The sequence below is a fragment of the Glaciecola sp. HA4-3 genome, assembly GCF_055693685.1.
This window is the reverse complement of the sequence record NZ_CM146340.1, coordinates 1,214,741-1,228,270: the sequence shown is the minus strand read 5'-3', so window position 1 is coordinate 1,228,270 and position 13,530 is coordinate 1,214,741. Positions and strand designations below refer to the sequence as shown.

At 39.8% G+C, this 13,530-nt stretch carries 11 protein-coding genes, 4 tRNA genes and 2 pseudogenes; 13 read left to right on the top strand and 4 right to left on the bottom strand.

The annotated features are described in order from the left end of the window. Positions 1–585: a sigma-70 family RNA polymerase sigma factor gene (locus ACZ1G6_RS05895; protein ID WP_472618461.1), complete on the top strand. Its 585-nt coding sequence runs from the start codon at positions 1–3 to the stop codon at positions 583–585. Then, positions 575–1,408: a hypothetical protein gene (locus ACZ1G6_RS05890; RefSeq protein ID WP_472618460.1), complete on the top strand. Its 834-nt coding sequence runs from the start codon at positions 575–577 to the stop codon at positions 1,406–1,408. Before ACZ1G6_RS05895 ends, ACZ1G6_RS05890 begins: the two co-directional genes overlap by 11 nt. 26 nt (positions 1,409–1,434) lie before the next feature. Here the strand turns inward: ACZ1G6_RS05890 and ACZ1G6_RS05885 are convergent, their stop codons facing one another. Then, positions 1,435–2,301, bottom strand: a complete 867-nt coding sequence (locus ACZ1G6_RS05885; RefSeq protein ID WP_472618459.1) for a DMT family transporter — start codon at positions 2,299–2,301, stop codon at positions 1,435–1,437. A gap of 46 nt (positions 2,302–2,347) precedes the next feature. Further along, positions 2,348–3,958: a phosphoenolpyruvate carboxykinase (ATP) gene (gene pckA / locus ACZ1G6_RS05880; protein WP_472618458.1), complete on the bottom strand. Its 1,611-nt coding sequence runs from the start codon at positions 3,956–3,958 to the stop codon at positions 2,348–2,350. A gap of 219 nt (positions 3,959–4,177) precedes the next feature. Between pckA and ACZ1G6_RS05875 the strand changes: the two genes are divergently transcribed. The 11 genes and pseudogenes from ACZ1G6_RS05875 to ACZ1G6_RS05825 all read left to right on the top strand — a co-directional run bounded on the left by ACZ1G6_RS05875 (position 4,178) and on the right by ACZ1G6_RS05825 (position 12,038). Further along, a complete protein-coding gene (locus ACZ1G6_RS05875; protein ID WP_472618457.1) occupies positions 4,178–4,549 on the top strand; it encodes a VOC family protein in 372 nt (123 codons plus the stop codon). A gap of 198 nt (positions 4,550–4,747) precedes the next feature. Further along, on the top strand, positions 4,748–5,392 hold the full coding sequence (locus tag ACZ1G6_RS05870) for a 50S ribosomal protein L25/general stress protein Ctc (protein WP_472618456.1): 645 nt from the start codon (positions 4,748–4,750) through the stop codon (positions 5,390–5,392). A gap of 3 nt (positions 5,393–5,395) precedes the next feature. Next, positions 5,396–5,985: pseudogene (gene pth, locus ACZ1G6_RS05865) on the top strand (aminoacyl-tRNA hydrolase). A 27-nt stretch (positions 5,986–6,012) separates the two neighbouring features. Next, complete coding sequence (gene ychF / locus ACZ1G6_RS05860; protein ID WP_472618455.1) at positions 6,013–7,104, top strand: redox-regulated ATPase YchF; 1,092 nt, start codon at positions 6,013–6,015, stop codon at positions 7,102–7,104. A 117-nt stretch (positions 7,105–7,221) separates the two neighbouring features. Continuing rightward, positions 7,222–8,745: a S10 family peptidase gene (locus tag ACZ1G6_RS05855; RefSeq protein WP_472618454.1), complete on the top strand. Its 1,524-nt coding sequence runs from the start codon at positions 7,222–7,224 to the stop codon at positions 8,743–8,745. 173 nt (positions 8,746–8,918) lie between these two features. Next, positions 8,919–9,923, top strand: coding sequence for a hypothetical protein (locus ACZ1G6_RS05850; protein ID WP_472618453.1), 1,005 nt, complete (start codon positions 8,919–8,921; stop codon positions 9,921–9,923). 145 nt (positions 9,924–10,068) lie between these two features. Beyond that, positions 10,069–10,145: transfer RNA gene (locus tag ACZ1G6_RS05845), tRNA-Met, on the top strand. 30 nt (positions 10,146–10,175) lie between these two features. After that, positions 10,176–10,260: transfer RNA gene (locus ACZ1G6_RS05840), tRNA-Leu, on the top strand. 4 nt (positions 10,261–10,264) lie between these two features. After that, positions 10,265–10,340: transfer RNA gene (locus tag ACZ1G6_RS05835), tRNA-Gln, on the top strand. 35 nt (positions 10,341–10,375) lie between these two features. Beyond that, a tRNA-Gln gene (locus tag ACZ1G6_RS05830) sits at positions 10,376–10,451 on the top strand. 113 nt (positions 10,452–10,564) lie between these two features. Next, positions 10,565–12,038 (top strand): annotated as a pseudogene (locus ACZ1G6_RS05825) (alanine/glycine:cation symporter family protein). A 36-nt stretch (positions 12,039–12,074) separates the two neighbouring features. Here the strand turns inward: ACZ1G6_RS05825 and ACZ1G6_RS05820 are convergent. Both ACZ1G6_RS05820 and ACZ1G6_RS05815 read right to left on the bottom strand, forming a co-directional pair. Next, positions 12,075–12,248, bottom strand: coding sequence for a hypothetical protein (locus ACZ1G6_RS05820; protein WP_472618452.1), 174 nt, complete (start codon positions 12,246–12,248; stop codon positions 12,075–12,077). Between the two features lie 26 nt (positions 12,249–12,274). Beyond that, on the bottom strand, positions 12,275–13,447 hold the full coding sequence (locus tag ACZ1G6_RS05815) for an FAD-dependent oxidoreductase (RefSeq protein ID WP_472618451.1): 1,173 nt from the start codon (positions 13,445–13,447) through the stop codon (positions 12,275–12,277). Positions 13,448–13,530 lie beyond the last annotated feature (83 nt).

The following is a 13,530-nucleotide window of genomic DNA, read 5'->3' as shown; positions in this document are numbered from 1 at the left end:
ATGATGCTTGCTTTCAAAGAGGGGGATTATGAGGCCTTTGAATTATTGTACAAAAAACACAAAGGCCCATTGTTTCGATATCTTTTAAGGCAACTATCGACTCGCTCAGCGGCAGAAGAAATTTTTCAAGAAACATGGCTAAGTATCGTTAAAAGTGCTGAAAACTATCAAACTTCGGCGAAATTTAATACTTGGTTATATTCGATTGCACGAAACAAAGTTATCGATAATAAGCGGAATTTAGTCGTTGTTGACCGTATTATTAGCAACGAAGAGCATGAAATTAATGAGCATGCGCTTGACAGTGATCAAGACCAATTAGGGGAAGTTACTATCGACAGTGAAAGAACCCAAAGCGCATTGCGTCATTGCTTACAACGACTACCAAGTCTTCAGTTAGAGTGCTTTTTACTTAAAAATGAAGCTGGCTTTACCGTAAAAGAGATTGCAGACATTGTGGATACGCAGCTTGAAGCAAGTAAGAGCAGACTTAGAAAAGCATATGCAAACTTACGCGAGTGCATTAATAAGCGAATAGAATCATCCTCGAACACGATTATTGAGGAAAATAAGCATGAAAGATAATGATATTGATGCTATTTACCACCAATTGGATAAAGAAGAACCAAGCGCGGTTACCAATAGTAAAGTCTTAGAATTAGCCAAAACACATGCTGGTAAAAATATGAAAGGAGCATCTTCTAGCCATTGGCGCAGGTCATGGTATGTGCCCTTTTCAAGTGCCGCATCAATTACGCTGGTTGCCGTATTTTTATATCTAAACAGTGGTCAAGTTGAACAGACCCTGACGGATATCCAAGAAACGCCATCCACTATTGAAAATGACGAAAACACGATATCTAAAGAACAAGATTTATTTGCTCGTAAGCAAGAACAAGAACAAATAAATACTATTAAGCGCTCTAGTCAAAATGCGCTTGAAGATAACAACATAGGTAATGCTGGGGAATATACTGTTGCCGAATCAAAGTCTTCTGAAAACGATGATGAATTAAGTCACCTAGAAGCCCCTCTGACACTCATACAAAACAGCCAAGGCATTAAAGATGAAGAAGAAATTGAAAAAATTTCCGTCACAGGTTCAAGATTGAGGGCACCGTCCTTTGTCCACTTAAATCAAGAGCTAGAGAATATTTCTAACGCGCTTTCATCTATCGCACAGAAAAATCATATCCTAGCGAGCGATTTATCGTTGGAATCATCTGATAGAGCCAAAAATATTGAGCGCTTAGTTAAAATTGATGCTTACAGGGCAAAACAAGCGTTGATGCTAAGCACACTTAAAAACTGGCAAATCGAGAATCAAAATCAAGATGTACCTAAAGAATATCTTAAGTGGTTAAGTGATATGCAAATAAATCAACTTAATAGAAAAAATAAGGACTAATACCTAAGCCCCAATAATAGTGCATCCTAAGAACTTGTTTTTAGTTGCGCACTAATTACAATATAAATACCGCCTAGAACCAACATTGATGAAACAATAAGTCTGACACTTAAGGCTTCTGATACAAATATAAGCCCTCCTAATGAAGCAATAATAGGGACGCTCAATTGCGCCGATGCAGCGCTGATGGAGGACAATTTTGGTAAAACAGCATACCAAATAGCATAGCCGCATCCAGATGCAAATGCACCTGATAGAACAGCGTATAATAGTCCAGTATTACTGACATTCATTGTATCAAGACTAATTAGGCCAACTGGAATGATAAAAACTAAGCTTCTAACAAAATTAAAGGTGGTATCGGTTAAGGCGCTTTGGCTTGATTTACCAATAATAGAATATACGCCCCATGCTACTCCCGATAATACCATTAGCAATCCCCCGAAAAAGGTGGGTGATCCTAGCTGTGGCCACATTAAATAAATCAGTCCAAATAAGGAAAGAGCAAACCCAAGAGCTTGTGGCAATGTAAAAGGTTCCTTTTTAAACAAACCATAAACAATCATGCTCACCTGCACACTACCAAATAACATCAAAGCTCCGGTGCCCGTATCTAGCTTTGTGTAGGCATAAGAAAAACAAAGTGCATAAACAAATAAACACAATGCCCCCATCCATGTCCCCTTGCTAATATTTGATGGCGTATTTTTACTTATCTCATTGTTTGTCGACCTAGAGCTTAAGTATGAAACGATTACATAGATAATTACTAGCGTAACGGCGCCCGATAGTAGTCTAATAATCGTAAAACTTGCCGGGTCGATGCTTTGATTCGCTAAAGCCAAACGGCAAAAAACAGAATTGGCCGCAAATGCGACCAATGCTGTGAACAATAAAATGAATGTGCTTGGAATAATAAGACTCGACAGTTTTGTTTTTTTATACTACCGTGATTTTAGGGCCTGCGGCTACTAATTGTTGACCACTTTTGATATCAGTGAATTTCTCAAAGTTCTCAACAAATTTTATCGCGAGGTCTTCAGCTTTTTCCGTCCATAATTCTTGGTCATAATACGTTTTTCTAGGGTCTAGAATGTTAGCATCGATGCCTTCAAGAACAGTCGGTATCTGTAAATCAAAAATAGGAAGTGTTTGCATAGGAGCACTATCTAAACTGTCATCTAAAATAGCGTCAATAATTGCGCGCGTCGCTTTAATTGAAATTCGCTTGCCAGTACCATTCCATCCAGTATTCACCAAATAAGCTTGAGCGCCAGCGTACTCCATTCGTTTTTTGAGCACACTAGCATACTTGGTGGGATGGAGGGTTAAAAACGCTGCTCCAAAGCAACTTGAGAATGTGGGGGTTGGTTCAGTAATACCTCTTTCAGTACCCGCTAATTTTGCCGTAAAGCCAGACAACAAATAATATTGTGCTTGCTCTGCACTGAGTTTTGATACAGCTGGCAATACACCAAAAGCATCGGCCGTTAAAAATATAACCTTTTTAGCATGTCCGCCTCTTGATACTGGCTTCACAATGTTATCTATATGGTAAATGGGGTAAGAAACGCGTGTATTTTCAGTCAGTGTATTGTCAGCGTAATCAATATTACCCTTTTCATCTACAGCAACATTTTCTAACAAGGCGTCACGTCTAATAGCTTGATAAATATCAGGTTCATTTTCCTTACTTAAATCTATCGTCTTGGCGTAACAGCCACCTTCAAAATTAAAGACGCCATTATCATCCCAGCCATGTTCATCATCTCCGATAAGTTGACGCTTTGGATCTGTAGAAAGGGTTGTTTTGCCGGTCCCAGATAGCCCAAAAAATACTGCTACATCGCCTTTTTGTCCAACGTTTGCACTACAATGCATCGAAGCCATCCCTTGCAATGGCAAGTAATAGTTCATGATTGAAAACATGCCTTTTTTCATCTCACCGCCGTACCAAGTACCACCAATAAGTTGAATTCGTTCACTTAAGTTAAAAGCGACGAAGTTTTCTGAATTTAGGCCCTGTTCTTGCCATAAAGGGTTAGTTGCCTTCGCGCCATTCATCACAATAAAATCGGGGACAAATTCACTAAGCTCTTGTGCATTTGGTCGAATAAACATATTAGTAACAAAATGAGCTTGCCACGCTACTTCTGTGACAAACCTCACACTCAAACGAGTATCTTTGTTAGCGCCACAAAAAGCATCAACAATAAACAAGCGCTTATTTGACAACTGTGTGGTAACAATACCTTTTAAATGTTTCCACGTATCTTGTGTGATTGCTTTGTTGTCGTTTTTACCTTGATCTGACCACCAAATTGTATCTTTTGTAACTTCGTCTTTAACAATATACTTGTCCTTTGGCGAACGTCCCGTAAACTTGCCCGTTTTAACATTTACCGCACCACTTTGAGTTTGATACCCCTTATCAAAGCCCTCAAGCCCGCTTTGAGTAGTTTCTATAAAGAGTGTTTCATAAGATGGGTTATGAAGAATTTCAAGCTCGGTGCTTATTCCGTAAGTTTTCAGAGATTTGATCAAGTTCACGTTGTTTCTCAGGCAATAAAATGAAGAAGGCGCGATCTTAGATGGTTTTATTACAAATGGCTACACTTAAGACTTAGATAGTGATGAATGTTTATCATAAGCGCAATCAATGGACGTTTATTGAGTGATTAAATTATGTAATTAAGTATAAAAACTTTCAAAATATACAACACGTAATTTCAACTATACTGATGATACTCTCAACAAAAGGATAGCATTATGTCATTAGGCGCATTTTCAATTAGTTTAGCCGTTAAAGATATCAATCTCTCACAAAGGTTTTATGAAAAACTTGGATTTACCGTATTTGCTGGAGAAATCGAACAAAAGTGGCTAATTATGAAACATGGTGAACATTTGATTGGTCTATTTGAAGGTATGTTAGCTAAAAATACCCTAACCTTTAATCCTGGATGGAATCAAAAAGCAGAAAATCTAGCTGAGTATACCGATATAAGACAATTACAAGCTCAGTTTCTTGAAAAAGGCCTGACAATCCAAGACCGAATTGACGACAAAAGCACTGGACCTGCACACCTAATTATCGAAGACCCGGATGGTAATCCAATCATGATTGACCAACACCGTTAATCAGCGCAAATAAAACACTCATCAAAGCAATAAATAATTGTATGCGCTCAACACTAATGGTAATATTCGCCGCCGTTTTATGGTCAGCTTTGAATAAGGCTGGTGAAAAAAACGGTAAGGGCGAATAAAAGCCCTAACTCACGTGGTGTTTGGTCGCAAAACACTACTTATTTAAATTATTAATTTTGGAGACATATAATGTCTGACGCTATTTTTACATTAGACGCTACTGTCCGTACTGATATGGGGAAAGGTGCGAGCCGCCGCCTACGTCATGAAGGCAAAGTACCGGCTATTATTTACGGAGCGGGTAAAGACCCTATCGCATTAACACTTGATCATAACAAAGTGATTCAAGCCCAAGAGTTTGAAGCATTTTACTCACACGTATTAACAATCAATGTTGATGGCAAGCCTGAAGAAGCGCTTGTTAAAGATATGCAACGTCACCCTTTTAAGCCTAAAGTGACTCATATCGACTTCCAACGCGTTGTAGCAGGTGAATTACTACAAACTAACGTGCCGCTTCACTTCATTAATGAAGACAAAGCTGACTCTGTTAAGATTGAAGGTGGTCATGCTGAACAACACATGGCTGACATCGAAATCTCATGCTTACCGCAAAACTTGCCTGAATATATCGAAGTTGACTTAAGCAGCGTTGCTTTAGGACAAACTTTACATATTTCTGACCTTACCTTACCAAAAGGTGTTGAAGCTGTTGAATTAGGTAAAGGCGAATCGCACGATTTAGCCGTTGTTACCATTAAAGCAGCAAAAGGACCAGCAGCTGAAGATGAAGATTCAGCAGGTGAAGCTGAAGCTGGAGACACTGAGGAATAATCGGTGTCCACAGTGATAAGATTAATTGTGGGCTTGGGTAATCCAGGCTCACAATATCAAGGTTCACGCCACAATGCAGGTGCTGAATTAGTTGAAGACTTAGCCTCAAGATTTAATATTCAATTAAAGTTTGAGGCTAAGTTTTTTGGTTTTACTGGGCGCGGTATGATTGCTCAACAAGAAGTACGCTTGTTGATCCCAACTACATTTATGAACCTCAGTGGTAAATCAGTTTCCGCCATGTGCAAGTTTTACAAAATAGATACAATGAATCTACTTGTTGCGTATGATGAATTGGACTTTGCACTCAGAGTATCGCGAAATTTAAAATAGGTGGTAGCTCAAGTCAAAATGGTATCAAAGATATCGTTAGCAGCCTTGGCAATCAAAAAGACTTCCTTCGTCTTCGAATTGGTATTGGACATCCTGGACACAAAAGCAAAGTGTCTAATTTTGTTTTATCAAAAGCCCCACAAGTAGACAGACAAAAAACACAAGACGCAATCGATGAAGCCATTCGTTGTATCCCATTGATTTGGGAAAATGATTTAAGTACAGCACAACAACGGCTTCATAGTTTTAAAGCAGATTAATTAACATTAGCGAAAAAGAGGCACATCATGGGTTTTAAATGCGGCATAGTGGGATTACCCAACGTAGGTAAATCAACATTATTTAATGCACTAACCAAAGCAGGTATTGAGGCAGCTAATTTTCCATTTTGCACGATTGAACCCAATACGGGTGTTGTACCAGTTCCCGATGTACGACTAGATGCGATATCGGCGATCGTTAACCCTCAACGCGTCATTCCTACAACCATGGAATTTGTTGATATAGCAGGTTTAGTGGCAGGTGCATCTAAAGGCGAAGGATTGGGTAATAAATTCTTAGCGAACATCAGAGAAACAGATGCCATAGGCCATGTGGTAAGGTGCTTCGATGACGACAACATCGTGCATGTTGCGGGCAAAGTGAATCCTCAAGAAGATATTGATGTAATCAATACTGAGTTAGGTTTAGCAGATTTAGAAACAACTGAAAAAGCAATCATCAGAGTCGCCAAAAAAGCGAAAGGCGGAGATGCCGACGCTAAGTTTGAGCTAAAAGTACTTGAGAAAATAATGCCTCACCTTAACGAAGGCGTGCTTTTAAGAGCTGTAGAATTAGCGCCTGAAGAAATCGCGGCTATTTCATACATGAACTTTTTGACACTCAAACCGACCATGTATATCGCTAATGTCAGTGAGGATGGCTTTGAAAACAATCCATACTTAGATAGGGTAAAAGAGATTGCCAAAGCTGAAAATGCAACGGTGGTTAGCGTATGTGCTTCTATAGAGTCTGATATTGCTGAATTAGAAGATGACGAAAAAGCTGAATTTATGGAAGAACTCGGTTTAACTGAACCTGGGCTAAATAGAGTAATTCGGGCAGGTTATAGCCTCCTAACTTTACAAACTTATTTTACCGCGGGTGAAAAAGAAGTCAGAGCGTGGACTTATCCAAATGGCTCTACTGCACCACAAGCAGCTGGAAAAATACACACCGACTTTGAAAAAGGCTTTATCAGAGCTGAAATTGTAGGCTATGACGATTATGTTGCTTGCCAAGGTGAATCAGGCGCAAAAGAAGCAGGAAAATGGCGCTTAGAAGGAAAAGACTACATCGTAAAAGACGGGGATGTTATTCATTTTAGATTTAATGTCTAAATTCAAATAAGATCAAATAAAAACACGGCAAAAGGTCGTGTTTTTTTATACCTAAAACTTGGTATGCCTTTAATTTACTGTTACATTTTATTCCTAAAATGACAATCAGAGACCCACATGACCTCATTTCGATTATATTTGAATATAAGCATAGCCACATGCTTACTTGTATTAAGTAGCGTTCTTTTTGCTCAGAGCAGGCAAATTGAAGCAGACTCGTCAGTTGTTACGCAACACAAAACACAAATAAATGGGAAACGCATCGCATATTCTGCGACTACAGGTACTCAGCCTGTTTGGGATGACGAAGGTAAAGCTATAGCAACGTTGTTTTATACTTATTATAAACGTACCGACATTAAAGATGATGCGAAAAGACCCTTACTAATGTCATTTAATGGCGGCCCTGGCTCAGCATCAGTTTGGATGCATGTGGCATATACTGGCCCTAGAATTTTAAATATTGACGATGAAGGATATCCCGTTCAACCCTATGGCGTGCAAACTAATCCATATTCGGTGCTAGATGTAGCTGATATTGTGTTTATCAATCCGGTTAATACTGGCTATTCTCGCGTTTTACCTGATGAAAATGGCGATATGCCATCAACAGAAATGCAACGAGAGACCTTTTTTGGGGTCAATTCTGATATCAGCTATCTTGCAGAATGGCTAAATACCTTTGTCACCCGGTTTAACAGATGGCGGTCACCTAAATATTTGATAGGCGAAAGCTATGGGACGACACGAGTTTCAGGCTTAGCCCTTGAACTTCAAAATCGACAATGGATGTACTTAAATGGCGTAGTATTAGTTTCACCTACCAATATTGGTATTGAACGCGATGGACCTGTTGACGCTGCTAATAGACTCCCCTACTTCGCGGCCACTGCTTGGCACCACAACAAATTGAGCCCAGAACTGCAAGCTAAAGACTTATATGATGTTTTAGACGAAGTAGAAGAATATACCGTTAATCAATTTATTCCTGCATTAGCCAAGGGTGGTTTCATATCTGATAGCGAAAAACAAGCAACAATAGAGAAAGTCGCAAAGTACTCTGGACTAAGTGAAGAAGCGGTTGCACAAAGTCACCTTGATATTAGCAATGCCTTTTTTTGGAAGGAGCTACTTAGAGATGAAGGAAAAACGCTTGGGCGCCTTGATAGCCGCTATTTAGGTATTGATAAAAAGGAAACCGGGGACCGTCCCGACTACTGGGCCGAATTAACATCTTGGTTGCATTCATTTACCCCCGCGATCAATTACTACATAGCACAAGAACTTAATTATAAAACAGATGTAAAGTACAACATGTTCGGTCCTGTGAGGCCTTGGGATAGAAGCAACAATCAAAGTGGAGAAAACTTAAGGCTTGCGATGGCACAAAACCCTTATCTAAATGTACTTATCCAATCCGGTTATTATGATGGTGCTACAAACTATTTCGACGCAAAATATACAATGTGGCAACTTGATCCTAGTGGCAAAATGAATGAACGTTTGAGCTTTAAAGGTTATCGTAGCGGCCACATGATGTATTTACGCAGAGATGATCTTAGGTTGTCAAACCAGGATTTGCGCGAATTTATACTTAACACAATTCCTGAAGAAGGCGAAGCAGCAATATATCCCAGATAACTTGTTTAATGCGTGGTGGCGCTTGCTTAGATATTTGCTAGCGCCAACATATTACATAAAATTTATACATCGATACTAAACCACATTTACATTATTCACATATTAGCTAGTAGTTGAAAGTTTCTATTGGCGTGCTTGGTCTATTTAGTAGACCTACATTTTATGTGAGATGTATGAAAAAACAATTACCATTACTTCCTGGTGAGACACCATTGCCAAGCGCACCCTCTGTAGTGCTAGATGACGGTACCAATTGTATTCCACAACACTATTTGAGCTATCATCATACTCAAGACTCTATTGACAATATTATCGCTAATATCGGATTTGATGATAACTTCGTTTTATTTGTTGATGAAGACCAAGCCAGTATCTTTATCCAAGTTGGTATCATAGGCAAAGACAACTACCTGCCATTAGCACAACAAGAAGCAGACAAAATTGTGTATGGAAGAAGATGGCGAGTGGAGCCACAATTACCATCTTCGGAAATAATTCAAACTGCATTTTTGGCGCTTTTAAAAGCGCGTGAACATGAAGTTAGAGAACTTTTTAAATATAAAACCAAGCACGCCATCACCACGCCGTTTAGCTGTCATCAAGACTTACCACTAATTGCAGTGTCTCAGATAAAAGGTTTATCGAAAAACCAATGTGAAAACTTAACTGAGCAACAAATAGATTCACTTTTATCTGAAATACAATACGACAAAGCATGTTTCTCTAGACTAGACTTAATTACACTAAACGCTGGTAGATATCTTTTACATGTAGATATATGCCCTAGTAGCCAAACACGCCTGCCAGAGCTTTGTAATGGAGCTTGCGCGCACATCCTATTAGATGGATTGAGCGAAGATGCTATACTTCATGGTCTGATGGATTGGGCTTTGCAGAGTAGTCAGCGGTATGTTGAAACGCACTTTACATTTAAAGGATTTGCTCGATTTTCTCGCCAGCAAAGCATTAGTAAGATCTCTGAACTATCAGCAAAGACTCGCTTAAATGCGATAGGTGCAAATGACAATGAGTTTGCACATACTTTTGCGACTGCGAATTATGAAACTGATTCGACCCGTGTACCAAAGATACGAGGCGGCAGATTAGGCGCGAAAATCCGCCAACAGTTAAATTCTTATAATATAAAGCATGGTATTTTACCCAAACAGATCGATTAATCAGAAGCTTAAGCGCAATTGTTTGAAGTTTAGACCCATGGTAATGGCTAGTTTATAGGCAACCACAACTTTTTTGCCAAAAAACGGTTGACGCCTAAGCTTCAACTAAGCATAATACGCGCCACTCAGAAATGCAGTGAACAATGGCTACGTAGCTCAGCTGGTTAGAGCACATCACTCATAATGATGGGGTCGCAGGTTCGAGTCCCGCCGTAGCCACCAATTGTTGAGTGAAAATGTAAAAAGTAATACGCGGGAGTGGTGGAATTGGTAGACACGCTGGATTTAGGTTCCAGTGCTTCACGGCGTGAGAGTTCAAGTCTCTCCTTCCGCACCATTGTTGGGGTATAGCCAAGTTGGTAAGGCAGCGGGTTTTGATCCCGCCATCCGTAGGTTCGAGTCCTGCTACCCCAGCCACTTTTTATATTGTATGTTTACTGTTTATCTACAACTGGGGTATAGCCAAGTTGGTAAGGCAGCGGGTTTTGATCCCGCCATCCGTAGGTTCGAGTCCTGCTACCCCAGCCATTTCTTTGTCTCAACACAATTCTTTTTAAGTAATCACACTTTACGATAGTGATTTTTTTAAAAATCTTGCACAATAGATACATCTACTTGTTTTATTTTAAGCATCTACATCCATGTCCGAATCACAAAATTGGCTTAGTCAAAATTTCTTTCTCCCGCTTCAAGAGTCTATCAATACAATTGTAGGCTTTGTTAACAATATATTGTGGGGTAATGGACAAATATTAATTTACCTGTTGTTGGCAGCAGGCGTTTGGTTTACATGGCGCTTAAAATTCATTCAAATCGCTGATTTTAGACATATGTTTTCCATCATGCGAAATAGTGGAAAAGCTGATAGTGAGGGGATCAGTTCTTTTCAAGCACTTTGTACAAGCCTATCGGCTCGAGTAGGTACTGGTAATTTAGCTGGTGTAGCCGTTGCAATATCATTAGGGGGTCCAGGCGCTATTTTCTGGATGTGGGTAATTGCCATACTTGGCATGGCGACAGGTTATGCTGAAAGTGTACTGGGTCAAGTTTACAAAATAAAAGATAGCAACGGTCAGTTTAGAGGTGGCCCCGCTTATTACATCCAACAAGGGATTCAGAGCAAAGCCTTTGCCACTCTTTTTGCATTATGCTTATTTTTCGGATATGGCTTTGTGTTTAGTGCAGTACAGGCAAATACGATTACCGATGCGTTAAACAATAGCTATGGGCTGTCAACCTTATATGCTGGCTTAGGTATCATTGCGCTTGCTGCTCTTATTGTAGTGGGCGGACTTAGGTCAATTGCAACTTTTGCTCAGTATGTTGTCCCATTTATGGCATTAGCCTTTTTAGCGATTGCTCTTATTGTCACTATCATCAATATTCATTTATTGCCAAGGTGTACTAAGCGACATCATAAAGAGTGCATTTGGCTTCCAAGAAGCTGGTGCCGGTGCCTTAGCAGCTGCAATAAAAAATGGCATCCAACGCGGTCTATATTCTAACGAAGCGGGGTCTGGAAGCGTTCCTCATGCCGCGGCAGCTGCAACTCCCCATCCAAATCATCCTGCGTCGCAAGGTTATGTGCAAATGTTAGGAGTATTTATCGATACTATGGTGCTGTGCACATGCACTGCATTTATCATTTTATTAGGCACGCAAACTGGCATCGGTGAAATGGAAGGAATAAGGCTAACTCAAACTGCGATGGAAGCGCATTTAGGTGTGGGAGGTGCCGATTTTATCGCCGCAGCAATTTGCTTTTTTGCATTTACGTCTGTTGTCGCAAATTACGCATACGGTGAAAGTAACTTACATATGTTCAAGCTCGATAATAAAATCGGCAGAGGATTTTATACCTCGGGGTATTTATTGATGATTTTATGGGGTTCAATGGCATCCCTTCCAATGGTATGGGCAATGGCAGACATGGCGCTTGGTTTGATGACCTTGGTAAATGTTATCGCTATTTTCATTTTAACCCCAACTATTGTTGCAGTTACCCAAGATTATCGTAAAAAACGAGGATCAGGCAATACTATCAAGTTCGACAAAGATGATTGTTATATTCAAGGTAAGCTAGAAGAGCCAAACATCTGGAGAGGTGATGACTAAAAGTAACTGGCGCCTAAAGACGTCATGTATCTAAATTTATAGAAACGCGCTTAACATGGATGCGATAAGCGCTATAATCATTAGCGGCCATATCCATCGAGATATTTTCGCAGCTTGTTCGTCAGACACTCTCATACTTGATTTTTCAATCAGTGGGATGATAACGATAAGTGATATAAATAACACCCCTATCACAATTAGCACTGTCATGTATTATCCTTAAATATTATAATTTTTTAGTCAATACCCATCGCATACTTGAGGGCTTTTTGTTTAATCGGTCCAGCCTTATTTGCAAGCTTCAAGGCTATTTCTCGGAACATTTTTAAAGGTTTTAGTTCATTCGAAAACCCAAGATATAGCGCGTCCATCGCTGACATCATTAACAGATTTTGGCCCTTTCTTTTTCGCTCATATTCAACGATGATATTATGCGTGTTTTCGATCCCCATTGTTTCAATTAGTTCCAATAGAGCTGCAATATCTTTAAAACCTAAGTTTAGACCTTGGCCAGCAAGCGGGTTAATAGTGTGAGCAGCATCACCAATAATTATGGCTTTACCCCTTCCGTATTGCTTCGCATGCATTCGAGTAATAGGAAATCCCGCAACATCAACAATATCAAAATCAGGTAATACATTTGGAAAATGTTCGATAATAGCGGCGTGTAATTGACCATAATCTGCTTGTTGAATCCATGCTGATTGTTCATCATTGTCGTACCAAATTAGTGAAGCAAAATCGCCATCTTGCTCGTTATACATAGGCAATAATGCTCTTGGTCCATTTGCATGAAACATTTGCCAAGTCTCATCACGAATCGTTTGGTGACATTTTATCAAAATCGCATTTGCACGCTGTTTATACTGCCATCCAGAACACGCAATGTTGGCTGACTGTCTGACTTTTGATTGAGCGCCATCCGCTCCAACGATTAATTTAGCTTGTATTGTGCCATCGTTAAGCTCTACACAACCGTGCATTGGGTCAATGTTAACAATCTCTTTGTTAAATACACAGGTAATGCGCTGTGCATGCTGCTTTTTAATTTGCGCATAATTAGCCAGTTGTATTAATCTGTTTTCGACGAAAAAACCCAGTACCTCATGGTCTACTTCACTGGCGCTAAAAGTAGTTTTCTCGGTACCCTGTTCCCATACACTAAGCGAACTGTATGGCCTTAACCGCATTTTTTTGAGCTCATCCCACACTTCCAGTTGAGCCAAAGTGTCAACGGTTTTCATATTTAAGGCCGAAACTCGTATATCTGGGCCCTGCGTGGCTTGAAAATCAATGAGTTCATTTTTCTCGATTAACGCGACGGAATAATTCTGTTGGGCAAAACCTATGGCAAGCGCGCTCCCCACCATGCCGCCACCAACAATACATATATCGACAGACAAACTCATTTTAAGGCCCTACGATTGCTTACTTATTCTCATCAACAATTATGACACATGAGGCTTTTTAAAGGAAATGTATGCTAGAATTA

Coding starts and splice junctions, on each gene's coding strand:
- ACZ1G6_RS05890 (WP_472618460.1), top strand. CDS start 575: ATGAAAGATAATGATATTGATGCTATTTACCACCAATTGGATAAAGAA.
- ACZ1G6_RS05815 (WP_472618451.1), bottom strand. CDS start 13,447: ATGAGTTTGTCTGTCGATATATGTATTGTTGGTGGCGGCATGGTGGGG.
- ACZ1G6_RS05870 (WP_472618456.1), top strand. CDS start 4,748: ATGTCTGACGCTATTTTTACATTAGACGCTACTGTCCGTACTGATATG.
- ACZ1G6_RS05855 (WP_472618454.1), top strand. CDS start 7,222: ATGACCTCATTTCGATTATATTTGAATATAAGCATAGCCACATGCTTA.
- ACZ1G6_RS05875 (WP_472618457.1), top strand. CDS start 4,178: ATGTCATTAGGCGCATTTTCAATTAGTTTAGCCGTTAAAGATATCAAT.
- ychF (WP_472618455.1), top strand. CDS start 6,013: ATGGGTTTTAAATGCGGCATAGTGGGATTACCCAACGTAGGTAAATCA.
- ACZ1G6_RS05820 (WP_472618452.1), bottom strand. CDS start 12,248: ATGACAGTGCTAATTGTGATAGGGGTGTTATTTATATCACTTATCGTT.
- ACZ1G6_RS05850 (WP_472618453.1), top strand. CDS start 8,919: ATGAAAAAACAATTACCATTACTTCCTGGTGAGACACCATTGCCAAGC.
- ACZ1G6_RS05895 (WP_472618461.1), top strand. CDS start 1: ATGATGCTTGCTTTCAAAGAGGGGGATTATGAGGCCTTTGAATTATTG.